We start from the raw sequence: 23551 nt of genomic DNA on the forward strand, positions 1-23551 counted from the left end.
ATGTATACTGCTGATTCTTTTGTGCAAAAGCAAAAGTGGTACTTATTTACGGTTCATTTTTACAGTTCCAAGGATTGGTTATAACAGGATGAAAAGCGTTTAACTATAAAAGACAAATTTGAAAAAAGCATAAATTTCCTGCTTTTAGTTGAAATTCCCTGAGTAAACGTATCAAAGAAATTTTACAGGAAAATTGATAAAAGAAATTCACCAAGGAAACGGAGGGATGAGTATGGCGAAAAAAATAGGAATCATATCCGATACTCATGGATTGATGCGTCCGGAGGTTTTGGAAATTCTCAAAACCTGCGACTGTATTTTACACGGCGGAGATATGAACAAGCCGGAGATCCTTGATCAGATTCGACCGCTGGCATCTGTTTATGTGGTGCGTGGAAACAATGACAAGGACTGGGCGGAGGGACTGTCCAGAACTCTTCGCTTTACGATAGAAGGTGTGGAGTTTTTTATGACACATAACAAAAAAGATGTGGCATGGGAGCTTGGAAACGCTCAGGTTGTTGTTTTTGGACATACGCATAAATATTTTGAAAAAATAATAGATAACCGTTTGTGGATCAATCCGGGAAGCTGCGGACCACGCAGATTTGACCAGGAGATTACCATGGCTGTTATGCATGTGGATGCCGGGAAATATCAGGTGGAAAAAATAGTTATTGAACCGTAGAATCTGTGGAAAACTGTGAATAGAGGCTGGTTTTATAAGCGAAAACAGACATTCACGAACAAAGATTCGAAAAAAATAAGTTCGTCCCGTTTTATTGGACATAGCTTGTGATATAATCCTTTTTATCAAAAAGAAATGTTCAGAAAATATGTTTGCACAGGGAGGAACGAAAGATGCAGAGTGGGCAGAGAGCAGGCAGGGAAATGGCTGCATATGCGTCAGATAAGTACGATTCATACGGCAGAAGACACAGGAAACAGAGTAAGGAAAAGCTTTCCGGAGGAAAGGCGTTGCTTTGGGGAATTGTGCTGACTTTGGAGATCATAATTCTTGGAGCGATGTTTCTTCATGTGGACTTTCATTCTGTGGATCGGATTGCGCTGATTCTTGCATTTGTGGTAGTATATTTTGGAGTTGTAGCGGGACTGACAGACAGGTAGGAGTGTGTTTATGCCCAGATCGTTTAATCAGAAGCTGAAGATTCTGTATGTAAAAAAGGTTCTTGAAGAGAAATCTGACAGGGATCATCCCATGCAGGTCAAAGATATCATTGCCAATCTTCAGGCTTATGGCATTAATGTAGAAAGAAAAACAATTTATGATGATATTGAGGCTCTGAGACTGTTTGGACTTAATATCTTGAACCGGAGAGGAAAGGTGTCAGGGTATTATTTGGAAGAACGGACTTTTGAATTTGCAGAATTAAAATTTCTCACAGATATGGTTCAGTCCTCGCATTTTCTTCCGGTCAGACATACGCAGAAGCTTATCCGTAAACTGGAAGGGCTGACCAGTATCCATCAGGCAAAGAAGATGCAGAGACAGGCGCTGGCAGTGTGTGAGACCAGAACGGAAAATGGGGAAGTATATGTAAATATTGAGGTGATCTGCAATGCAATTTCCACAGACAGGCAGATCAGTTTTTCTTATTACGAATGGACGGTTGAAAAGAAACTTAGGCAGAAGAAAAACGGAGCTTTTTGCAGAATGAGTCCGTGGAAACTTTTCTGGAGAGATGACAGCTATTATCTTCTTGGTCTGGATGAAAACAGCGGAGTTGTCAAGCATTACCAGGTGGATAAAATGAAAGATATGCAGCTGGAAAAGGAAAAAAGAAACGGAGCTGCGATTTTTCGGGATCTTGAACTTGGTAAATTTTCTGTGGATGCGTTTGGAATGTCAGGCGGCAGAGATGTTTTGCTTAAAATGGAATTTGATAATCGTCTGATCGGAATAGTTCTGGATCGCTTTGGCACAGAGGCTATGATCAGAAAGTCAGATGAAGATCATTTTCTTTTCCAGGCGCATGTCTGTGTGGGCAGGCAGTTTTTTGGCTGGCTTGCAGGTCTTGGAGAAGGCGTAAAGATTGTTGGTCCTGAAAAGATCCGGAAAGAATACGCAACTTTTTTAAAACAGGCGCTGAGAAATAACGAGGGAAGAAATGAGGACAAAAATAACAGTAAAATCCAGGCTTCTGGAACTTCTGGAAAAAAATAAGGGAACAGTCATATCAGGAGAAAGGATTGCTGAGGAACTTCAGTGTACAAGAGCTGCAGTGTGGAAAGCGGTAAAAACTCTTCGAGAGGAAGGCTATGAAATCGCAGCAGGACCCAATAAAGGATATATGCTGTCTGCAGACAGTAATAAACTGGCAGAAGAGGGAATTCGTCCTTTTTTGGCAAAACCGGATGTTTTTCTGAAAGTTTATCCGGAAACGGAATCAACCAACAGAACTGCCAAACAGGCGGCGATCAGCGGGGAAGCAGGCCATGGAAGCGCGGTGCTGGCTTACAGACAGACGGCAGGAAGAGGCAGGAGAGGACGGGAGTTTTATTCACCCTATAATGCGGGATTGTATCTCAGCGTGATTCTGGAGCCGGAGGGAAACATTCAGGAAAGTCTTGCTCTGACGGCTGAGGCGGCAGTGGCTGTTTATAAGGCAGTAAAGGAACTGACAGGCAAAGAACTTGATATTAAGTGGGTAAATGATCTTTACTATTGTAATAAAAAGGTATGTGGAATTCTTACAGAGGCAGTTACGGATTTTGAAAGCGGGGACATTGAGTTTGCAGTTGTGGGAATCGGACTGAATATTTATGAACCGGAGGAGGGATATCCGGCGGAGCTGGATGGGATTGCCGGCGCTCTTTATAAAAGCCGGGAAGAAGCTGCCGGGATAAACAGAAATCAACTGGCGGTAGCAGTGATCAATCATCTTCTGAAAGAAACACAGAAGCTCTGTATTCCCAGGGAATATATAGACAGAAGTATGGTTGTGGGACGCAGAATTCATATTATGGACAATTCAGGTGAACGAATTGCAAAAGCCCTGCAAATATGCCGGGATGGAAGGCTGAAAGTGTTGGAAACAGACGGTTCGGAGAGCATTTTGTCCTATGAAGAGGTGTCCTTGAAAATATAGATAATCAAAATAAATTTGGATGATTTGCATAAAAAATCATCCATTTTTTGTGCAAAATAGTAGAGAAAAATATTGACTTTCAGGGCGTGAAGAGTAAAATATAGAAATCGAAAAAGCGGTCTGACCAGATTTCGGACTGAAAGAAAAGGAGGGAGTGAAACGAACAGTTTAACAGAAGTGTTGAAAGAAGAGCTGAACTGCAAAACGGTTTTTACGATTCCAATTGGAAAAGGAATACCGGTATTTGAATCAGTTGTAGTTACCTGGGTGATCATGGCAGTGCTGGTAGTATTGTCGCTGATTCTGGTAAGGAATCTGAAAGTTGAAAACCCCGGAAAAAAACAGCTTCTTCTGGAATCAGGGATCGGCGCTCTGAGAAACTTTTTCCGGGGAATCCTGGGGGAGGACGGAGATCGGTACATTCCGTATATGATGACAGTAATTATTTATCTGGGAGTTTCTAATGTGTCAGGTATCTTTGGCGTAAAGCCGCCGACAAAAGACTTGAACGTTACGCTGGCACTTGCAGTTATGAGTATGTTTCTCATTGAATACTGCGGTATCCATAAAAAGGGTCTGAAAGGATTTTTTAAGAGCTTTCTGGATCCAATACCGGTTATGCTCCCGATGAATATTATGGAGGTTCTCATTCGTCCAACTGCCCTCTGTTTCCGACTTTTCGGTAATATTCTCGGAGGGTTTGTAGTAATGGCGCTTGTCGAGTTTGTATGCCCGGCAATCCTGCCAATTCCATTCAGCCTGTATTTTGATTTTTTTGATGGTTTCATACAGGCATATATTTTTGTTTTTTTAACATCCATGTTCATGAAAGAAACAATGGAATAATCGCCGCACAGGCAGCACAGTCACATGTATCTAACAATTCTAATGAAAACTCAGGAGGAAAAAATCATGACAAGTTTAATCGCTATCGGAGCAGGTATTGCAGCTTTAACAGGTATTGGAGCAGGTATTGGTATTGGTCTGGCAACATCCAAGGCAGTAGAGGCCATTGCAAGACAGCCTGAAGCAGAGAGTAAGATCAGCAAAAACCTTCTTCTCGGATGTGCCCTTGCCGAAGGTACTGCTATTTTTGGTTTTGTAGTAGGTCTTTTGATCGTTGTTATGCTTGGCTGATAAATTGTTACAAAAACAGAAAGGCAGGTACAGACGATGATTCAAATTAATCTGAATCTTGTCTTTACGATCATCAATCTGCTGGTTCTTTACATTCTTATGAAAAAATTTCTGTTTGGACCTGTGATCAGGATCATGGATCAGAGAAAAGAAATGATAGAACAGCAGTTTGAGGAGGCAAAAAAGACAGAGGACAGAGCAAACCAGTTGCAGAAACAATATGAGAATGCTCTGAAATCAGCAAAAGAAGAATCCTATCAGATTGTGGAACAGGCGAAACTGGAAGCCAAAGCTCAGGCAGAGCGTACTGCGGAGGAGGCCAGAGTTCAGGCGGATCAGTTGTTTGCCAAAGCTCAGGCAGATATTGCGTCTGAGCGTGAGTATGCCATGAGACAGATGCAGGGTGAGATCGGGAAGCTGGCAATGGAAGCCGCTGCAAAAATTGTAGGCAGCCAGGCCGGTGAGGAACAGGATCTTTCCATGTATGATCAATTTATAGAAAAAGCAGGTGATCCCGATGACAACGGCAGCTGTTAATTATGCAAAAGTTCTGTATGGGATGCCTGTTTCCAGGACAACTGTTCAGGAAACGGAAAATCTTATTCAGGAAAATCCGGAACTTACAGAGTGCCTGGGAAACCCACTGGTATCGTTTGAGGCAAAAAGCCGGATCATAGACAGAACTATTCCTCAGGATATGAGGAGTTTTGTGAAGGTTGCCTGCAGATATCACAAAACAGATCTTTTAGAAGAAATATTTAATGAATATCAGGAGCTTTGCAGGAAAGATGCAGGTGTCCTGCAGGCAGTTCTGATCTGCGTGACACCGCCCGGAGATAAACAGCTGGAAGGAATCAGGAATTTTCTGTGCAGGGAATTTCAGGTACAGAAAGCAGAGATTCGGATAATTGAGGACAAAAGCCTGATCGGAGGATTTATACTTCAGGCAGGCGGTAAAGAATATGACTGGAGTCTGCGGGGACGCTACCGCAGGCTGGAACAGAAACTGACCCGGAGGTGAACAGTTTGAGTACAATTAATCCAGATGAGATTATTTCAATTCTGAAAGAAGAAATAGAGAATTATGATGAGATCAGCAAAAACCAGGAGGTCGGTACTGTTATTTCTGTAGGTGACGGAATCGCCACAGTATATGGTATAGATCATGCCATGTACGGTGAGGTTGTGGTTTTTGAGAATGGTCTGAAAGGAATGGTTCAGGATATCCGCACAAACAGTATGGGATGCATTTTGTTTGGCAGTGATTCCGGAATCCGCGAGGGATCAAAAGTATCCAGAACCGGCAGACAGGCAGGTATTCCTGTTGGAAACGGATTTATAGGAAGGATCGTCAATGCTCTTGGAGCTCCGGTAGACGGAAAGGGAGAGATCAAAGAGGAAGAGTATCGTCCTGTTGAATATCCTGCGCCGGGAATTATCGACCGTAAATCTGTAACAGTTCCTCTTGAAACAGGAATCCTTTCGATCGATTCCATGTTTCCTATTGGACGCGGACAGCGTGAGCTGATCATTGGCGACAGACAGACAGGAAAAACTTCTCTGGCTATTGATACGATTCTGAACCAGAAAGGAAAAGACGTTATCTGTATTTATGTGGCAGTTGGGCAGAAAGCATCCACTGTTGCAAAAGTTGTTTCCACTCTTGAAAAACACGGGGCAATGGAATACACAACAGTATTTTCTTCCACAGCAAGTGACTGTGCGCCTCTTCAGTATATTGTTCCCTATGCAGGAACAGCTCTGGCGGAGTTCTTTATGTATCAGGGAAAAGATGTCCTGATCGTTTACGATGATCTTTCCAAGCATGCGGTTGCTTATCGTGCTCTGTCGCTTCTTCTGGAACGTTCTCCGGGTCGTGAGGCTTATCCGGGAGATGTATTTTATCTTCACTCCAGACTTCTGGAAAGATCCAGCCGTCTGAATGAAAAATCAGGAGGAGGATCCATTACTGCGCTTCCCATTATTGAGACACAGGCAGGAGATGTATCCGCATACATACCAACCAATGTAATCTCCATTACAGACGGACAGATTTTCCTGGAAAGCGACCTGTTTTTTGCAGGCATGCGTCCGGCTGTCAATGTAGGTCTTTCTGTATCCCGTGTAGGCGGAGCCGCTCAGACAAAAGCTATGAAAAAGGCATCGGGCAGTATTCGTATTGATCTGGCTCAGTACAGAGAAATGGAAGTATTTACTCAGTTCAGTTCCGATCTGGATGAGGCTACAAAGGCTCAGCTTACTTATGGAAGCTGCCTGATGGAACTTCTGAAACAGCCGCTTTGCAGTCCGCTGAAACTCCATGAGCAGGTGATTACCCTGTGGGCAGCCACTCATAAAGCTTTTGTGCATGTGGAGACAAAAAAGATCAAGCAGTATCAGAAAAAACTGCTGGAATACTTTGATAATGTTTATCCGGAAGTGGGAAGAGAGATCAATGAGTCAAAACAGCTTTCTGATGAACTGGGAGAAAAAATCCTTCAGATTGCAGAGGAATTCAGAAGCCGTTCAGAAGCTGCAGAATAATTAAGAGCAGGAGGAACCTATGGCAAACGCAAGAGAAATACAGAGTAGAATAAAAAGCGTCCAGGATACCATGAAGATCACCAATGCCATGTACATGATTTCCTCTTCAAAAATGAAGAAAGCCAAAAAGGTACTGGAGGATACGGAGCCATATTTCTATAATATGCAGGCAGCTATTGCCAGAATCCTGCGTCATATCCCGGATATCCAGCATCCTTTTTTCAGTGTCCGCCATCTTGTACCTCAGCAGGAGCGTAAAACCGGAATTATTGTAGTAACCGGAGATAAAGGAATGGCAGGAGCCTACAACCACAATATCACGAAACTGACAGATGAGTTTATGGAAAAAACTCCGGGCTCTCACAAGCTGTATGTACTTGGAATGGTAGGCCGTCAGTATTATGAAAAGAAAAATGCAGATGTAGACGGAAGCTTTCGTTATACGGTGCAGAAGCCTACAATGCATCGCGCCAGACTGATCAGCGAGGAAATTGTAAGAGCTTTTCTTGACCGTGAGCTGGATGAGGTACATATTATTTATACTCAGATGCACAATGCGGCAGTGATGGAGCCGGTGGATATGCAGCTTCTTCCGCTGAAAAAAGCAAGCTTTTCACCAGATCAGATTCCGGCGGAAGCTCCCCAGGAGGAAATTGAAATGTTTCCTTCCGCAGATGTGGTTCTGGACACAATGATTCCCAACTACCTGACAGGTGTTATTTACGGATGCCTGGTAGAAGCCTATGCCAGTGAAAACAACGCGCGAATGACAGCAATGCAGTCTTCTACAGACAGCGCAAAAAAGATGCTGCAGGAGCTTTCCATTCAGTTTAACCGTGCACGGCAGGCGGCCATCACACAGGAAATCACAGAGGTTATCAGCGGCGCAAAAGCCCAGAGAAGGAAGTGACAAGGATGAATAAAGGTAAAATTGTACAGGTCATGGGACCTGTTGTGGATGTTGTTTTTGAGCAGGGAGAGCTTCCGGATATCCGGGAGGCCCTGGAAGTGGAAAACAATGGAAAAAAATGTATTATGGAAGTTTCACAGCATCTGGGAAACCGCGTAGTGCGCTGCATTATGTTAAGTGCCAGTGAGGGACTTCAGAGAGACAGAGAAGTAGTCGCCACAGGAAGCGGAATCAAGGTTCCGGTAGGAGATTGTACTCTGGGAAGACTTTTTAATGTTCTTGGAGAAACTGTGGACGGCGGTGAATCTCTGGAGGATAAAGAGCATTGGGTGATCCACAGAGATCCGCCTAGCTTTGAGGATCAGAGTCCGGCAGTTGAGATCCTGGAAACAGGAATCAAGGTAATTGACCTTCTTGCACCTTATGCAAAAGGCGGAAAGATTGGTCTGTTCGGAGGCGCCGGAGTAGGTAAAACCGTGCTGATCCAGGAACTGATCCAGAATATTGCAACTGAGCATGGCGGTTATTCTATTTTTACCGGTGTAGGAGAGCGTTCCCGTGAAGGAAATGATTTGTGGAGTGAAATGAAAGAATCAGGGGTTCTCGAAAAAACTGCGCTGGTGTTCGGACAGATGAACGAGCCGCCGGGATCACGTATGCGTGTTGCGGAAACAGGTCTTACTATGGCAGAGTATTTCCGTGATACAGAGCACAGAGATGTACTTTTGTTTATTGATAATATTTTCCGTTTTGTACAGGCCGGTTCTGAGGTATCTGCACTTCTGGGACGTATGCCGTCCGCAGTTGGATATCAGCCTACTCTGTCTACAGAAATGGGAGAGCTTCAGGAACGTATTGCTTCTACAAAATCAGGCTCCGTTACATCTGTTCAGGCAGTATATGTTCCGGCAGATGACCTGACAGACCCGGCTCCGGCAACAACCTTTGCTCATCTGGATGCGACAACTGTATTATCCAGAAAAATTGTTGAGCAGGGTATTTATCCGGCAGTGGATCCGCTGGAATCCTCATCCCGTATTCTGGAAGCAGACGTGGTAGGAGAGGAACATTATGAGGTTGCCCGTCGTGTTCAGGAAATTCTTCAGAAATACAAGGAACTGCAGGATATTATTGCAATTCTTGGTATGGAAGAGCTGTCTGATGAAGATAAAAATACAGTATATCGTGCAAGAAAAATACAGAGATTTTTGTCCCAGCCATTCCATGTAGCGGAAAACTTTACCGGAATCCCCGGAAAATACGTTCCGTTGAAAGAAACGATCCGTGGATTTAAGGCTATTGTAAATGGAGAGATGGACGAATATCCGGAAAATGCATTCTTTAATGTGGGAACTATTGACGAGGTTATTGAAAAAGCAAAAACCCTTGAACAGTAAGGAGTGAAGCTTATGGAAAGTACATTTGGCCTGGAAATCTATGCCAGTAACAAGCTGGCTTATGTCGGACGCGCCAGATCTCTGGTTGTGCCTGTAGAGGACGGAGAAAAGGCTTTTCTGGCTCATCATGCAAATGTGATCGCAGCAATTGTTCCCGGTGAGCTTCGTTATGAAGATGCTGACGGAAATAAGGTGGTTGCAGCAGTCAGCAATGGTTTTGTGGAAATGATCAATAACCGTGCAAAGCTGTTCTGTCTTTCTGTGGAAAGACCGGAAGAAATTGATATTCACAGAGCTCAGGAGGCAAAGGAGCGTGCAGAGGAGCAGCTTCGTCAGAAGCAGAGTATTCAGGAATACCACATGAATCAGCTGGCTCTGGCACGGGCAATGACAAGGCTTCGTGTAACAAAAAAACTGTAATATATTATAGAAGAAATCGTTATAAACATAAAAATTTTATTTATAAAAAGAACGGGAACCGTCCTGATGATCTGTTCAGGAACGGCTCCCGTTTTTTGGAAAAGTAAAGTTTATTTTACTTTTGATATGTTCAGATTTATCTTCACCAGTTATTGTGGATCTGATAAGACATTCAGAGTCAGTTTGCTTTTTCTGTTTCGGAAGAATTTTTCTCAGAAGTCTGAGCAGGTTCTGTCTGTTCCGGAACTGTCTGAGCACCGGATGCATCAGAAGATATTTCAGAAACAGCGGCCTGTTCTGAAGATTCAGGTGTCAGCGTTTCGGTGGATGAAGCTTCTGCTGTTTTTTCCTGAGATTGCTGATAAGGACGATAAGGCTCCCAGTAGTGCTCTTCCTTCTGAGATGTTTTAGAATTTTTTTCGCTGTCAATCTCCTGTTTTTTGGCGTTAAGCATATGGATGCCCATAGCGATTATAGCAACTGCAATGATAATAGACGGAATGTTATAAAACAGATTCATCAGAACATTTACCATACCATTGGGAAGCAGCCATATGATCAGTCCACTGATATTATCCCACAAAATAGAAACGCCGAAGATGATCAGGATCACTGCGATCAGTTTGCGATATTTTTTTACAAAATAATCTGCATTTCCAATAAATTGGTCAATATGGAGAAGATAACTGTCTTCCACTGCATAAAAATCATCTTCAGACATGGATTTCAGGTTGTGTACATGGAAAAAGCTGTAACACCACATAATAGGAAGAAACATGATAATAAAGCTAAGTGAAGTTAAAGTTGCCAGTCCTAAAGTCCCCCAGAACATAAGCATAATACTGATTCCCTGCTTAAAGAAGCCCATGTACATTTCTCCGGCTCCCGGGATCAGTGAGCAGATAAAAAGCAAAAGTCCCTTTTTTTGTTTTGTCATTTTAAATCGCCTCCGTTTAAGATTTTATTTGAAAAATTTCGTATATAACCAGTCAGTTTATCAGAGCTGCGTGAAAGCTCTGCAGAAATATTCTGTGACAGCCGTGAAAGTGTTTCCGGGTGAGCGCTGACTTCTGTGCGGATGGCAGATTTGCCGGATTCCGGAATAGAAACTCCGGAAAAAGTGCTGAGATCCGCCTGCTGAATAACAAAAAGAAGAAAAAGAGCAGCGATCATGCCTGTTGCAGTGCGAAGTCCATAATAAAAAAGCTGCATTTTTCTGGATGTTGTGCGTACAGCCTTTGCCGCCTGAACATCCGGCGCGGCTGCACGGTTCAGAATCTGTTCTGCCAGATAGTCCGGAGCCGGCTGATCGGTATTTCGGATTTCTTCTTCAATCATCTGATCCAGACAGAAATCACACTGATCAAGATGCTCCAGAAACGCAATCATTTCTTCCGTGCTTACTGTATTGCTGTCTGTAATCTTATTCAGAGATTTTTCCCTAACATGCATATCAGACTCTCCTTTCGTTGACATTTCCCGGCGGAACCAGGAGCTTTTTCAGCATTGCCCTTGCCCGGTAAAGCTGTGTCTGGATGGTTTTTGGATTTTTCTGAGTCTGCCGGGCGATTTCTGTAACAGTAAGCTGTTTACAGAAATGCGAAACAGCAACTTCTTTATAGGGGCTTTTGAGCTGCTGGCACAGGGTATATACCTGCCGGTCAGAATCTGTTTTCAGATACAGGGCCTCCGGAGTAGAGGATGTGTCCGGTATCTGAGAAAAATAAGTATCTTCTGTGGGAATACTGCGCCGCCCGGCTGCCTTCAGAAAATCCAGACACTTGCGTACAGCGATTTTGCTCAGCCATGCTTTTTCATAGGTGCCGTCGAAACGGGAAAGGTTTTTGTAAGCAGATAAAAATACTTCCTGGGTCAGATCTTCTGCATCAAAAGGGTTTCCTACGGATTTCAGACAGATGGAGTAGATCAGATTCTGATACTGCTCCAGCAGATATTTCAAATATTCTTCCTGTGAAATACGATCATCCCCCTTCCTGATGCTGCCTGGATAATGAACGGCAATGAAGCTTCCCGGCATTCTTTCTCCCGTTCATTATATTATAACGGAACAAAAAGAACAAAAACTTCATAAAACCGGAAAGTTTTTAATAAAATGCTGTACAGAACACACAGTTTGACGAAAAATCCGTTTATTTTCATACACTGGACAGATTGTAAAGTGAGAAGAATATGTTATAATATTTGACTATAACAGGACAGGTTATGATATTCGGGCAGTGCTTCGGCAAAGGAGTGTATAGACAGAAATGAATGTGGCTGCTGTGAACGAGGTCAGCAGTAGCAGATCAGTGGAAAGATGAAGAACTGCAGTATTTATCAGGAAGGAAATTATGGCAAGTATCAGAGATGTAGCACAAAAAGCAGGCGTAGGAGTCGGCACTGTGTCAAGAGTGATCAATGGCAGCGGGTATGTTGCAGAAGATACAAGAAAAAAAATCGAGTCAGCGATCCGTGAACTGGAATATACCCCAAATGAGCTGGCAAGAAATCTTTTTAAAAACAGGACAGGCATTATAGGCGTTCTGGTTCCGGATCTGGATCATCCGTTTTTTTCCGCTTTTGCAAGGGAGACAGAGATTGCTCTTTATAAAGCAGGATATAAAGTGATGATCTGCAATACCATAGGAAGCAGCAACAGGGAACTGGATTATCTGAATATGCTGGACCGGAATATGGTAGACGGGATCATAACCGGTTCCCATACCCTTCATGTGGAAGAATACTTAAAAAGAAAGAGAACGATCGTGTCTCTGGATCAGGATTTCGGACCGGAGATTCCCATGGTAGGTTCCGACCACATTTACGGAGGCCGGGCTGCCGCAGAGATTATCCTTAAAAACAAGTGCAGGAAAGTCCTTCATATTACCGGAGTGGCGCCTAATGTTGCCGCCAATGACAGACATGCCATATTTGAGTCGATTCTTGCCGAACATGGAGTGGAAATAGTAGATCTGATGATGGAATGGAACAAGTTTGACCATCAGGCATACTGGTATGCCGCAAGGGAAGCCATACGCAAGTGTGACGGAATAGACGGGGTGTTTGCAGCAGATCAGCCGGCTCTTTATTATATGCATCTTGCAATGGAGGCCGGAAGAAGAGTGCCGGAAGATCTGAAGGTAGTGGCTTATGATGGAATGGATATCACCAGGCTCTGTTATCCACGGGTAACAAGTATTGATCAGAATATCCGTTTTCTGGCAGATACCTGCGCTTCTACAGTGATAAAACTTATTGATGGAAGTGAACGGGTTCCACACAAACAGATCATGTCTGTTGAGGTTCACCAGGGGCAGACCACAAATCCAGTTGTCTTGGATGGGAACTTCTGATTGTGCAATACATACAAAAAAAGAACGGTAAAACTGTAAAAACAGACGGAAATGTTATTTTGAATATGATTTTTAGATAAAACCTATTGACAAATAAGTCAGTAGGTTTTATTATTAAGGCACAATATGGAACGGGTTCCACAGAGAGCGCAAATAAATTTATAAGAGAGCGCAGACTGTGATATATGGAACAGGTTCCCTGCTTTCCAGGCGCGCGGAAAGAACTCAGATTAAGGAGGAAGAGAACATGAAAAAAGCAATCAGTATGGCAATGGCAGCAGCGCTTGCTCTTTCAGCAGGAGCAACGACAGTACCGGTAATGGCAGATGATGTGACAGAGCTTACCATCTGGAGCCCCACAGATACAGAAGCGATCGAAGCATGGTGGGAAGAAAAGCTTGCAGAATGGAATAAAGAAAACCCGGATATCCAGGTGAAACGTGAAGCGATTGACCGTTCTGACTCATATGCCTATGATAACAAAATTGCCACTGCTCAGACATCCAATGATCTCCCGGATATTTTTTATGTGGATGGCCCTCAGGTATCCTATTATGCAGCCAATGGTCTGACTGTTCCTCTTGACGATTACTTTACAGAAGAAGATCAGAAGGACTTTGTGGATTCAGCAATCACACAGAACACATACGATGGTCATCTGTATGCTATTGGCGCAACAGAGTCATCCGTGGTATTTTATTACAATAAAGACTACCTGAAAGAATGCGGAGTGGATGTAGAGGATCTTGATTCCCGCACAATTGATAATCCGATCACCTGGTCTGAACTTGCAGAAATTGCAGAAAAATGTACCACAGAGGATTATGTAGGCACTCATATTATTATGGATCACGGCGAGGGACTTCCTTATGCACTGGAGCCAATGTATCTTTCTGCAGGAAAAGATTATATCAGTGAGGACGGTACAGAAGCTGACGGTTATGTAAACAGTGAAGAAGCTGTAAAAACTACCTCTTTCCTGGCTGATCTGATCGCAAAAGGCTATGCAAATGTTGAGCCGATCAAGGATGAATTTTTAAACGGAGCCTGCGCAACCATGATTGGCGGTTCCTGGGATACAGCTGTTCTGGAGGAAAGTGCAGAGTTTGACTGGGGCGTAACTTACTATCCGGTCAATGATGATACAAAGGAAGCTGTTTCTCCCTGCGGCGACTGGGCGGCAGCAGTAAGCAAGGATTGTGAAAATCCGGAAGCAGCAGGTAAATTCCTTCAGTGGCTGATGAATACAGACAATGTTGCTTCTTATGCGGCGGCTATTGCAAAACCTGCAACCCGTATTTCTGCTTATGACACAGAGGAAATGGCAGAATACAAAGAAGGCGTTCGCGCAGTATTTAAAGAGCAGCTTGAAAACACAGCAGTTCCGCGTCCGAGAACTCCTTCCTATGCAACTTTCTCATCTGCATATGCAGAAGCAATGACAAATATTTTCTCTGATGCATCCAGTAATGAGGAAGTGGATGAGGATTATATCCAGTCCGAGCTTGACACAGCAGCAGAAACATTTACAGACGATTATGAAACCTATTATGCAGAATAAAGACTGAGAAATTTACGGGATAGCCGCATCGCCTGGCGGTGCGGCTGTTTCTGACCTCTCAGTTTCTTTTACTGGCAGGAAAAGGAGGGAAAGATTATGGCAAAGACAAAAAAACTTACAGGCCGGAAACGAGATGAGAGAATTACTGCATATATGTTTGTAGCTCCTGCAGTGATTCTTCTGATCGCATTTCTGGTTGTTCCGATGATTTATACTGTATATTTCTCAGGATTCAAATATCAGATCATGAGACCGGACGCAATCAAATTTATCGGACTTGAAAATTATCAGAAGCTGTTCAGTGATAAGAACTTCTGGATCGCATTAAAGAATACGGTTTATTTTACAGTTCTTGTTGTACCGATCCAGTGTGCTCTTGCTCTGGGACTTGCGCTTCTTGTCTCAAAAAAATTCCGGGGCGTATCCATTTTCAGAACAATGTATTTCAGTCCTCAGCTTACTTCCATGGTTGTAATCGCGGTTCTGTGGTCAGTTCTTTATAATGCGAATCCAAATACAGGACTGATCAACTCTCTTCTTGTTTCCCTTGGAATGGAGCCTATCAAATTCCTCAGCGACGCAGACACAGCAATGAACTCGATTATCTTCATGTCTGCATGGCAGGGGGCTGGATATCAGATGATGATCTTCCTGGCAGGTCTTCAGGGAATCCCCAAGGATCAGTATGAAGCGGCAGCGGTGGACGGCGCTACGAAATTTAAACAGTTCCTGTATATTACCCTTCCCGGATTAAAGGGAACTATAAAATATGTTGTTATGATCACAATGATCCAGGCAATGAAGCTGTTTACCCAGCCTTATATCATGACTCAGGGAGGCCCGAAAAATTCTACCAAAACACTTGTATATTACATTTATACACAGGGCTTCCAGAAGGGTAACTTCGGCTATGCCTGCTCTATTGCAGCAGTATTCTTTGTGATTGTGGTAACGTTGTCCATGGCAATGAAAAAAGTTACAGCGGCTACAGACTGAGAAAGGAGGATATGGTTATGACGAAATCAATGAAATTTTCTGCTAAATTCGGCAAATTTATGTTTTACTTCGGAAATATTGTGATCGGCATTATTTTTGTATCTCCTTTGATCTGGATGATCTCGGCATCTCTGAAGCCGGAGGCAAAGATTTTTGCAGACATGGATTCCCTGGCTACATTTCTGCCCATTCAGGCATCTCTGGACAATTATGCAGAGGTGTTTTCAAGGCTGAACATGCCTCAGGTATTCAAAAATACTTTGCTTTACATTGGCCTGATTCTTATTTTTGATCTTTTGGTAAACTCCATGTGCGGTTATGCCCTGGCGAAATTTGATTTTAAGGGCAAAGGTGCGATCATGAATCTTGTGATTGCATTGATGGTTCTTCCAATGGAAGCGATCATGCTGCCGCTGTATATTGAAATGTCCCAGCTTGGATGGGTCAATACACTTCCGGCTCTTGTTGTGCCGTTTATAGCAAAATGCTTTTCCATTTATATGTTCCGGCAGTTTTTCTGTGATGTGCCGGACGAACTGATCGAGGCAGCGGCCATTGACGGCTGCAGTCCTGCGGGAACATTTTTTAAGATTGTTGTACCAATTTCCAAAACAGTATATGCAACCGTGTTTATTCTTGACTTTGTAGCTCACTGGAATGACTTTATGTGGCCGTTCCTGGTTATGACCGGAGAAGATAAGCGAACCATTCAGCTTGCAGTACAGTCCTTCTTTGGAACACAGCCGGTTCACTACAGTGCGATCATGGCAGCATTGGTTGTCTCTGCAATTCCAATGATCATTATGTTTATTTTCATGCAGAAATATTATGTGGAGGGAATTGCCTCATCAGGAATCAAGGGCTGAAAAAAGCCGGTAAAAAGAATCTGAAAGGCGAATACAATATGACGACAAGTGAATTATTAAAACAGGCCAGAGAATATGAGAAAAAACGGATCAGCGAGATCAGCCCGGAGGAAAGACCGACGTATCACGTAACAGGCGGAGCGGGCTGGATTAATGATCCAAATGGTTTTTCGTATTATAAAGGCCAGTATCATCTTTTTTATCAGTATTATCCTTATGCCAATGAATGGGGACCAATGCACTGGGGGCATGTGGTGAGCAGGGATCTGATAAAATGGGAGCGCAGACCGGCGGCTATGGCTCCGGATCAGGAATATGACAATGCGGGATGCTTTTCCGGAAGCGCCCTTGAACTCGCGGACGGACGCCATCTTCTGATGTACACAGGCGTGCGGAAGGTCATAGAAGAGGATGGAAGCCGCAGGGATCATCAGACACAGTGCATGGCGTTTGGTGACGGAACAGATTATGAAAAATATGAAAACAATCCTGTAATTACAGCAGACAATGTGCCGGAAGGCGGAAGCAGGATCGATTTCCGTGATCCGAAAATATGGCAGGAGGAAGACGGTACGTTTTATGCAGTGGCATCAAATGCCAACGCAGAAGGAAACAGTTCTATTCTTTTGTATAAAAGCCAGGATGCGCTTCATTGGGAAGTTTGCAGTGTTATTGATTCCAGCTGCAAAAAGCTTGGCTGGATGTGGGAATGTCCGGATTTCTTTTCCCTGGACGGAAAGCAGGTTCTTGTGGTAAGTCCAATGGAAATGATGCCGGAGGGGCTGAAATTCCATGTAGGACACGGAACGATTTATCTTACCGGAACCTATGACAAAAACAGCCATGCTTTTACCAGAGAAGACGTGCAGCCCCTTGACAGTGGAATTGATTTTTACGCGCCCCAGACAATGAAAGCTCCTGACGGAAGACGTATTATGATTGCCTGGATGCAGGCATGGAGTAATTCCAAGTTTGTGCCTGACGGAGTAAAGTATTTTGGACAGATGACAGTTCCAAGAGAGCTGACTCTTAAGGATAACAGGCTGATCCAGAAACCGGTACGGGAGCTTGAGGCATACAGAAGCGGCCGGATCTGTCATGAAAAAGTAAAAATAACAGAAGAGACCTCTCTGGAAGGAGTTTCCGGACGTGTGATCGATATGACAGTAAAGCTGAAGGCAGACGATAATTTCCGGGAGTTCTGCATGAAGGTTGCACAGAATGAAGATTATTACACTTCTGTTTCCTATGACATCCACAGAAAGGTACTTTGTGTGGACCGAAGCCACAGCGGCTATCTGTATGATATTATGCACAGACGTGAGATTGCAGTGGAGCCTGTGGACGGTATGATAACACTTCGCTGTCTGATGGACCGGTTCAGCCTGGAAATCTTTATCAATGGCGGAAGACAGACAGCCAGTTTTACCCTTTATACTCCTCAGAATGCGGAGGGAATTACCTTTGCGGCAGAGGGAGAAGCGGAAATTTCCGTAGAAAAATACACTCTTTCTTTTTAACTGAATATAGATAATACCCAACAGAAGAGCGCTTCAGACGGCATTTGGAGAAATAATTTTATTTCAATGGATTGCCGTACAGCGCTCTTTCTGTATACAGGGGACTTTAAAGGGGAATCATCCCGGGAGGTGTTTGGGCATACATGCCAGGATTCCGGGGACATACAGGGCAAAATGCCGTCACCGAAGGTGATTTGGAATGTATTTTGACTAAGTTGCCGGAACCCGGGGGACTGTTCTCAGGCAGGCACCTGTGATATACTGGAAAAGAGATACAGTATATGGTACCTGACATAAACTAAGAACGATTTCAGGAGAGGGAAGATGTTATGACAGACACAAAAAGATTATATTATGAAGACGTTTATATAAAAGAGTTTTCTGCAAAGGTTGTGGAATGCCGAAAAGAGGAGAAAGGCTTTCAGGTGATTCTGGATCAGAGCGCATTTTATCCGGAAGGAGGCGGTCAGCCATCCGATCTTGGAATTCTGGGAGATACAGCGGTTACAGATGTTCAGGAAAAGAACGGAGAGCTGATCCATTATGTAAAAAGCGAATTGGAACCCGGAACAGAAGTGATCGGTAAAATAGACTGGCAGAGAAGATTCGACCTGATGCAGCAGCATTCAGGGGAGCACATAGTAAGCGGTCTTGTGCATGAAGCATATGGATACAATAATGTTGGTTTTCATATGAGCAGCGATGTGATCACCATTGATTTCAGCGGTGTTCTTGATGAGAAACAGCTGGCGGAGATCGAAGAAAAAACAAACAGAAACATATGGGAGGATAATCCTGTAGAAATTTTTTATCCGGATAAAGAGGAGCTTGCGGCTCTGCCTTACAGAAGTAAAAAAGAACTGACAGGGAAAATCCGCCTTGTACGTTTTCCGGGGGCAGATCTCTGCGCCTGCTGCGGAACTCATGTGACCCATACAGGAGAGATCGGAATGGTAAAAATCCTCAGTGTGGAAAATTTCCGTGAGGGTGTAAGAGTTACCATGATAAGTGGAAAAAGGGTTCTGGATTATCTGAATATGGTGAATGAACAGAATCATAAGGTTTCTGTGAAATTATCGGCAAAAGCCACAGAAACAGCCCGGGCAGTAGAACGGCTTCAGGAGGAAAATTACCGTCTGAAAGGCCGGATCCTCCGTCTGGAACAGGAGCTGTGTGATACAGAGGCAAAGAGATGGGAGGGCGCTGGAAATGTACTTTTATTTCATCAGGGGATGGATGCAGACAGTGTGCGTAAAATGGCAGATGCTGTGATGCAGAAATGCAAGGGCCGCTGCGCTGTTTTTTCAGAGAATCCGGATGGAAGCTATAAATATGCTGTGGGGGAAAAGGACGGAAATCTCCGGCAGTTTATAAAAGAGATGAATCAGGCTTTAAACGGGCGAGGCGGCGGAAGGGCGTTTTTTGCCCAGGGTTCAGTAAATGCCGGTGAGGCAGAGATCAGAAAATTTTTTGAGAAATAAACTATAACACACACAGTCAGCAGGAGATGAAAGAAAATGTTTGGAGAATGTCATGCTCATATATTTATGGACGGAATTAATTACCGGGAAGCTGTAAAATGTCATAAAGACGGAGCAGACGAAAAAATAATCAGAGAGCATCTGGAAGCCTACAAAAAGGCAGGAATAAGCTTTGTCAGAGACGGAGGAGATCCTTACGGGGCTTCTGTTCTGGCCCGGAAGCTGGCGCCGGAGTACGATATCGACTATCGTACCTCTGCTTTTGCCATACACAAGGCAGGACATTATGGAAGTATTGTGGGAAAAAGCTTTACGGATTTAAAAGAATTCCACAGTCTTGTTCTGGAAGCCGGAAGGCAGGGCGCTGATTTTATTAAGATCATGACTACCGGACTTCTGGATTTTGCAGATCAGGGAAAGGTGACCGGCACACCTCTGGATAAAAAAGAGGTTTGTGAGATGGTGCATATCGCACATGAAGAAGGCTTTGCCGTTATGAGCCACACCAATGGAGTATATGGAGTCCAGGCAGCAATAGAAGCCGGAGTGGACAGCCTGGAGCATGGGAATTATATGGATGAGGAATGTATTTCCATGCTGGCAGACAGCCGCACAGTCTGGGTCCCCACCCTTGTGACTGTGAGAAATCTCAGAGGATGCGGACGATATGAGGACAGAGTTCTTATCCCTATTATCAGAAAAGCAGAAGAAAATCTTTTTCTTGCATGTCAGAAAAAGGCGCAGGTGGCTCTGGGAAGCGACGCCGGCGCCTACATGGTAATGCATGGAAACGGAATTGTTGATGAGTATACTGCCTTCCGGTCAGTTCTGGGAGACAGCGATGATCTGGAGAACTGGCTGAGACAGGGTGAAAATGAAATAAAAACCCGGTTCAGGCATCCTCGATTTTGACACAGGTATAAATGTTGGTGTTCCGGGATTCTGCCGGATCAAAAGTAAGCTTTACGCTGCTTCCGGTAAGCAGCCCTCCTGTAGAGGAGTTCTGGGCTGTATCGGTAAAAAAAGTAAGACTGATTCCATCCGGGCTCATAATCGTAATGGTATTGGCAGTGGATCCGATGATCTCGCCTGAGATTGCAGATGAAATGGAGTGTTTGTTGGCCTGTTCCGGTATTTCGCCTGTAATTCCCAGTACAGTTATGCCATCCAGAGTGGTTCCGTTGAATTCTCCTGTGTAGGTAATATTCACATGAGCTCCTGTTGCAATTCCTCCGCTGAAGTGACAGGGTACAGAAGACATGTCAAGCTTCAGTACAGTGTCGGAATTGTCAGGCGATACCTGAAGTATGTTCATATTTACAGAGCGGATCACAGTGCGAAGCTGTTTTTCCTGGGGAACAGCAGTATCCGGCTGAGGCGGCGGAGTGGGGGTAGGTTCAGGTACTTTCAGGGGATCGATATCGGAGACTCTGAGCACCTTCAGTTGTGATGCGTCCAGAATATTTGGATTTTCTGAGGTACCCTGGCCAAAATCTCCCCTGTAATGAAGATAGACCCAGCCTCCGGGACGGAGTCCGTTCTGATAATACTGTTCTGTTCCGGTAACAGGATAAGTGGCAGTTTTGCCGCTTTTTGATTTCAGGGTAATGGTATTTTCTGTAAGTCCCTGAACCTGTCCGTAAGTCTTTTTTTCTTTCAGTTCCGCTCTGTCGTGGTAGGCATCTGCCACCTTCAGGACTCTGACAGAACTGGTATCAGTGGTGTTAAGCTGACCTTCATAGATTACGCAGACGTCAGCCCCGGCAAGAAGTCCTTCCCTGCATTCAAGCTCTGCCTGTGAGATGTCAAAGCTGTAGGTATCTGACTTTTGGCAGAGGGTAAGGCGGCTTCCTGTAAAATCCTTTACAGTTCCCCGGATCTCATCCATATATACCCGGGGATTCTGTGGAGCATCAGCCTGGATTTCCGGCTTGTCAGAAGAAACTGGTCCGTCAGAAGTCTCAGACGGAATACAGCCGGAAACGGCAAAAAGAAGTGTTGTGCAGAGAAGAGCAGCTGATAGTTTTTTCATGAATGTCCTCCAGTATGATCAATTACCGGACGTTTCCTGCAGGCTGTCTTTTGCGGACAGAGGTTTCTCTGTGCTGTCCGCAGCCGGAGGCTTGGCGGTGAAATCAAAGATTTCCCGATAGGCATCCCATTCCTCTCTGTTGTGGGCAGCATTGGGCATCAGCCCTGTACATTCGGTACAGGCATTGGTGTCCAGGTAATTTTCGTAATATACATTATAGGGATCTTTTGTCTTTTTTACAGACTTCGGATCGGAATGTTTTCTGTGTTCCATAATACCCCTCCTTTATGCTGTTGGCAATGGTTTTGAGAGATAGTATGGTAAAAAAACTGTATTTTATTCATTACTGTTCATAGATCAAGTTGCTGTGAACAGTAACCTTTATTCAGTTATAGAGTGTTAATATTATAACAAAAAAATGTTGAAATATCTGTAAAGTGTGTTATACTGTGGGTAAATAAATAATAGCGAAGTAGGAATTTATGCGTTAAGTGTTCACAGGCTGGGGAGTCGCCGTGAAACGAAAAGCTGCTGACAGAAAAAGCTTACGATATATTTTCCGCACCCGTTGCTACATATGAGAACATCTCATAATGTGGAGGGAATATTATTTATGATAACATTATGGAGGTGTTTTTATTATGCAGAAAAACAGCACAAAATCTGTCTGGAATGTAAAAAATCTTGTTTTTATGGCCCTTCTGGTAGCCATGCAGTTGATACTTACAAGGGTTCTGGTACTGGATCTGGGGCCTTCTCGTATTACTGTAGGAACCGTATGTACTGTGCTTGCCGGACTGTGGATGGGACCGGTTGCCGGCGGAGTCTGCGGACTGTGCGCGGATATTGTAGGATGCATTCTGAAAGGCTATGCGGTGAATCCGTTTATTACACTGGCATCTGTTCTCTGGGGCGTTCTTCCGGCTCTTGCCAGAAAATTTTATGCCAGCAAATCCAGAAAGGCAAAGACAGTGGGGATTTCTGCTTCCATTGTCATTACAGGCGCTATCAGTTCTCTGTGCCTGACAACAGCCGGACTGGTACTTATGCTTGGGTATAATTTTTATGCGATCATGCCGGTGAGACTTGTTCAGTTTGCAATTATGATCCCGATTTACTGTGTACTGACCTGCCTTTTGTATTTCAGTCCTCTGACTTCTATGGTGGCTGGACACAGCGCTTCCGCTGTACTGGAAAAGAGAACTGTATAAAGTACGCAGAAGAAATTTTATAGAGTAAAAATTACATATTCGATTCCCCATACAGGACGCGGTATTGATACTGCGTCCTGTTCTGTTATTTCGAAAACAAGCTGTTTGATATGATCGGAGCCTGCTGTTATACAGGCTGTACACGGAACCAGTAGGTATACAGGTCATGGAATCCCAGAGAGGTATAAAGACTCCGGGCAGGGGCATTTCCATGAACTACCTGGAGATAGGCGTTCTCTGCCCCGTGTTTTTTTCCCTCTTTGAGAAGCCCTGTGCAGATCTGGCGGGCCAGGCCCTGTCCTCTGAATTCTTCTTTTACGTGAATTGCATAAATCCCAATATAATCCCGATCCAGTATTCCAAGTCCGGTGGCGATGATTTTTCCGTTTTTCTGAACAGAGGCACATAAAGTTTCCTTGGGAATTGCATGGTACATGGACGGAACCACCTCCCTGTGAACGGGATTCGTCATTTTTTTCAGGTCAAACAGACTGAAGATCCATGAATCAGGAATGGCTTCTGTGAACTGTACGTCATCAAAGGCGGCAGTCAGCCGGGCATCCCTCAGACACAGTGTCATTACATCTGTTGTATGCTGGATCTCATATCCGCGATTTTCCAGGGTGTAATCAAAATCAGGAGATACCAGCGGACTGATTTTAAAGATCGCCGGGGTTCCCAGGCGTTTGTAAACATTTTCGCAGTAAGGTATTTTTTCCCGCCAGGGCAGTGTGGAGGTTCCAAACTGTTCCACACTGTTGGTTCTGTGTGTATAAAAATAAGAAAAACGGAGGATCCATCCGTCATAAAGTTCCATTTTATGGGAAGGCCATGCATTCAGCGACATATCTTCTATTTTTTTTATGCTTGCTTCCATATTCATATCTCCTTGCGCTGTTGATGAAATCATAGGTTTGCATGTATATATTTACATTGCAATGTAGATATTATACATAAAAACACATGAATATGCAATATATAAGAATAAATATTCATATATAAATATAATGGTG

General features: G+C 44.0%; 26 protein-coding genes and 1 riboswitch. Of the genes, 20 read left to right on the forward strand and 6 right to left on the reverse strand.

What is annotated here, in order from left to right:
* Window positions 1-232: 232 nt before the first annotated feature.
* From LU279_RS02940 to atpC, 12 genes are all read left to right on the forward strand, one after another.
* Window positions 233-688, forward strand: a complete 456-nt coding sequence (locus LU279_RS02940; RefSeq protein WP_274420931.1) for a metallophosphoesterase family protein — start codon at window positions 233-235, stop codon at window positions 686-688.
* Window positions 689-861: 173 nt separating this feature from the next.
* A complete protein-coding gene (locus LU279_RS02945) occupies window positions 862-1128 on the forward strand; it encodes a hypothetical protein (protein WP_274420933.1) in 267 nt (88 codons plus the stop codon).
* A gap of 10 nt (window positions 1129-1138) precedes the next feature.
* On the forward strand, window positions 1139-2185 hold the full coding sequence (locus LU279_RS02950) for a helix-turn-helix transcriptional regulator (protein WP_274420935.1): 1047 nt from the start codon (window positions 1139-1141) through the stop codon (window positions 2183-2185).
* On the forward strand, window positions 2130-3110 hold the full coding sequence (locus LU279_RS02955; protein ID WP_330684538.1) for a biotin--[acetyl-CoA-carboxylase] ligase: 981 nt from the start codon (window positions 2130-2132) through the stop codon (window positions 3108-3110). The genes LU279_RS02950 and LU279_RS02955 overlap by 56 nt, the downstream gene beginning before the upstream one ends.
* A gap of 177 nt (window positions 3111-3287) precedes the next feature.
* A complete protein-coding gene (locus tag LU279_RS02960) occupies window positions 3288-3956 on the forward strand; it encodes a F0F1 ATP synthase subunit A (protein ID WP_274420938.1) in 669 nt (222 codons plus the stop codon).
* A gap of 66 nt (window positions 3957-4022) precedes the next feature.
* Window positions 4023-4247 carry an ATP synthase F0 subunit C gene (gene atpE, locus LU279_RS02965; RefSeq protein ID WP_022068536.1) on the forward strand — a complete coding sequence of 75 codons (225 nt, stop codon included), beginning with the start codon at window positions 4023-4025 and terminating at the stop codon, window positions 4245-4247.
* Between the two features lie 36 nt (window positions 4248-4283).
* Window positions 4284-4784, forward strand: coding sequence for a F0F1 ATP synthase subunit B (gene atpF / locus LU279_RS02970; RefSeq protein WP_274420943.1), 501 nt, complete (start codon window positions 4284-4286; stop codon window positions 4782-4784).
* Window positions 4765-5268, forward strand: a complete 504-nt coding sequence (atpH, locus tag LU279_RS02975; protein ID WP_274420945.1) for an ATP synthase F1 subunit delta — start codon at window positions 4765-4767, stop codon at window positions 5266-5268. Before atpF ends, atpH begins: the two co-directional genes overlap by 20 nt.
* A 5-nt stretch (window positions 5269-5273) precedes the next feature.
* Window positions 5274-6791, forward strand: coding sequence for a F0F1 ATP synthase subunit alpha (atpA, locus tag LU279_RS02980; RefSeq protein ID WP_274420947.1), 1518 nt, complete (start codon window positions 5274-5276; stop codon window positions 6789-6791).
* A 19-nt stretch (window positions 6792-6810) separates the two neighbouring features.
* Window positions 6811-7701, forward strand: coding sequence for an ATP synthase F1 subunit gamma (gene atpG / locus LU279_RS02985; RefSeq protein ID WP_274420949.1), 891 nt, complete (start codon window positions 6811-6813; stop codon window positions 7699-7701).
* A gap of 5 nt (window positions 7702-7706) precedes the next feature.
* Window positions 7707-9098 (forward strand): F0F1 ATP synthase subunit beta, encoded by a 1392-nt coding sequence (atpD, locus tag LU279_RS02990; RefSeq protein ID WP_274420951.1) that lies wholly within the window; start codon window positions 7707-7709, stop codon window positions 9096-9098.
* A 12-nt stretch (window positions 9099-9110) separates the two neighbouring features.
* Window positions 9111-9518, forward strand: coding sequence for an ATP synthase F1 subunit epsilon (gene atpC, locus LU279_RS02995; RefSeq protein WP_274420952.1), 408 nt, complete (start codon window positions 9111-9113; stop codon window positions 9516-9518).
* A 178-nt stretch (window positions 9519-9696) separates the two neighbouring features.
* Here atpC and LU279_RS03000 read toward each other — a convergent pair whose 3' ends face one another.
* Genes LU279_RS03000 through LU279_RS03010 form a run of 3 tightly spaced genes read right to left on the reverse strand, consistent with a single transcriptional unit; the run spans window position 9697 to window position 11556 of the window.
* Window positions 9697-10455, reverse strand: coding sequence for a hypothetical protein (locus tag LU279_RS03000; RefSeq protein ID WP_274420954.1), 759 nt, complete (start codon window positions 10453-10455; stop codon window positions 9697-9699).
* Entirely contained in the window at window positions 10452-10970 is a 519-nt protein-coding gene (locus LU279_RS03005) for a hypothetical protein (RefSeq protein ID WP_147599829.1), read from the reverse strand. The genes LU279_RS03000 and LU279_RS03005 overlap by 4 nt, the downstream gene beginning before the upstream one ends.
* 1 nt (window position 10971) lies before the next feature.
* On the reverse strand, window positions 10972-11556 hold the full coding sequence (locus LU279_RS03010; RefSeq protein WP_147599830.1) for an RNA polymerase sigma factor: 585 nt from the start codon (window positions 11554-11556) through the stop codon (window positions 10972-10974).
* A 313-nt stretch (window positions 11557-11869) separates the two neighbouring features.
* Here LU279_RS03010 and LU279_RS03015 point away from each other — a divergent pair, with 313 nt between their 5' ends.
* The 7 genes from LU279_RS03015 to LU279_RS03045 all read left to right on the forward strand — a co-directional run bounded on the left by LU279_RS03015 (window position 11870) and on the right by LU279_RS03045 (window position 20207).
* On the forward strand, window positions 11870-12871 hold the full coding sequence (locus tag LU279_RS03015; RefSeq protein WP_274420957.1) for a LacI family DNA-binding transcriptional regulator: 1002 nt from the start codon (window positions 11870-11872) through the stop codon (window positions 12869-12871).
* Window positions 12872-13118: 247 nt separating this feature from the next.
* Window positions 13119-14432 (forward strand): ABC transporter substrate-binding protein, encoded by a 1314-nt coding sequence (locus LU279_RS03020; protein WP_274420959.1) that lies wholly within the window; start codon window positions 13119-13121, stop codon window positions 14430-14432.
* A gap of 153 nt (window positions 14433-14585) precedes the next feature.
* Window positions 14586-15428 (forward strand): carbohydrate ABC transporter permease, encoded by an 843-nt coding sequence (locus LU279_RS03025; protein WP_390573370.1) that lies wholly within the window; start codon window positions 14586-14588, stop codon window positions 15426-15428.
* 17 nt (window positions 15429-15445) lie between these two features.
* A complete protein-coding gene (locus LU279_RS03030) occupies window positions 15446-16294 on the forward strand; it encodes a carbohydrate ABC transporter permease (protein WP_022068549.1) in 849 nt (282 codons plus the stop codon).
* A gap of 38 nt (window positions 16295-16332) precedes the next feature.
* On the forward strand, window positions 16333-17814 hold the full coding sequence (locus LU279_RS03035; protein WP_147599832.1) for a glycoside hydrolase family 32 protein: 1482 nt from the start codon (window positions 16333-16335) through the stop codon (window positions 17812-17814).
* 329 nt (window positions 17815-18143) lie between these two features.
* Window positions 18144-19295, forward strand: coding sequence for an alanyl-tRNA editing protein (locus LU279_RS03040; RefSeq protein ID WP_173752855.1), 1152 nt, complete (start codon window positions 18144-18146; stop codon window positions 19293-19295).
* A gap of 36 nt (window positions 19296-19331) precedes the next feature.
* Window positions 19332-20207 carry a Xaa-Pro dipeptidase gene (locus tag LU279_RS03045; protein ID WP_173752857.1) on the forward strand — a complete coding sequence of 292 codons (876 nt, stop codon included), beginning with the start codon at window positions 19332-19334 and terminating at the stop codon, window positions 20205-20207.
* On the opposite strand, the gene LU279_RS03050 is transcribed toward LU279_RS03045, so the two are convergent.
* Together LU279_RS03050 and LU279_RS03055 are read right to left on the reverse strand one after the other, a co-directional pair.
* On the reverse strand, window positions 20188-21327 hold the full coding sequence (locus tag LU279_RS03050) for a hypothetical protein (protein WP_147599835.1): 1140 nt from the start codon (window positions 21325-21327) through the stop codon (window positions 20188-20190). The genes LU279_RS03045 and LU279_RS03050 overlap by 20 nt on opposite strands.
* Window positions 21328-21345: 18 nt before the next feature.
* Window positions 21346-21600, reverse strand: a complete 255-nt coding sequence (locus LU279_RS03055; RefSeq protein WP_274420969.1) for a hypothetical protein — start codon at window positions 21598-21600, stop codon at window positions 21346-21348.
* 193 nt (window positions 21601-21793) lie between these two features.
* Window positions 21794-21900: riboswitch (THF riboswitch) on the forward strand.
* 68 nt (window positions 21901-21968) lie between these two features.
* Here LU279_RS03055 and LU279_RS03060 point away from each other — a divergent pair.
* Window positions 21969-22538 (forward strand): folate family ECF transporter S component, encoded by a 570-nt coding sequence (locus LU279_RS03060; RefSeq protein ID WP_274420971.1) that lies wholly within the window; start codon window positions 21969-21971, stop codon window positions 22536-22538.
* A gap of 127 nt (window positions 22539-22665) precedes the next feature.
* Here the strand turns inward: LU279_RS03060 and LU279_RS03065 are convergent, their stop codons facing one another.
* Window positions 22666-23415: a GNAT family N-acetyltransferase gene (locus LU279_RS03065; protein ID WP_274420973.1), complete on the reverse strand. Its 750-nt coding sequence runs from the start codon at window positions 23413-23415 to the stop codon at window positions 22666-22668.
* Window positions 23416-23551: the final 136 nt, after the last annotated feature.

This window comes from Blautia sp. XA-2221, from assembly GCF_028767025.1.
GTDB lineage: Bacteria > Bacillota > Clostridia > Lachnospirales > Lachnospiraceae > Blautia_A.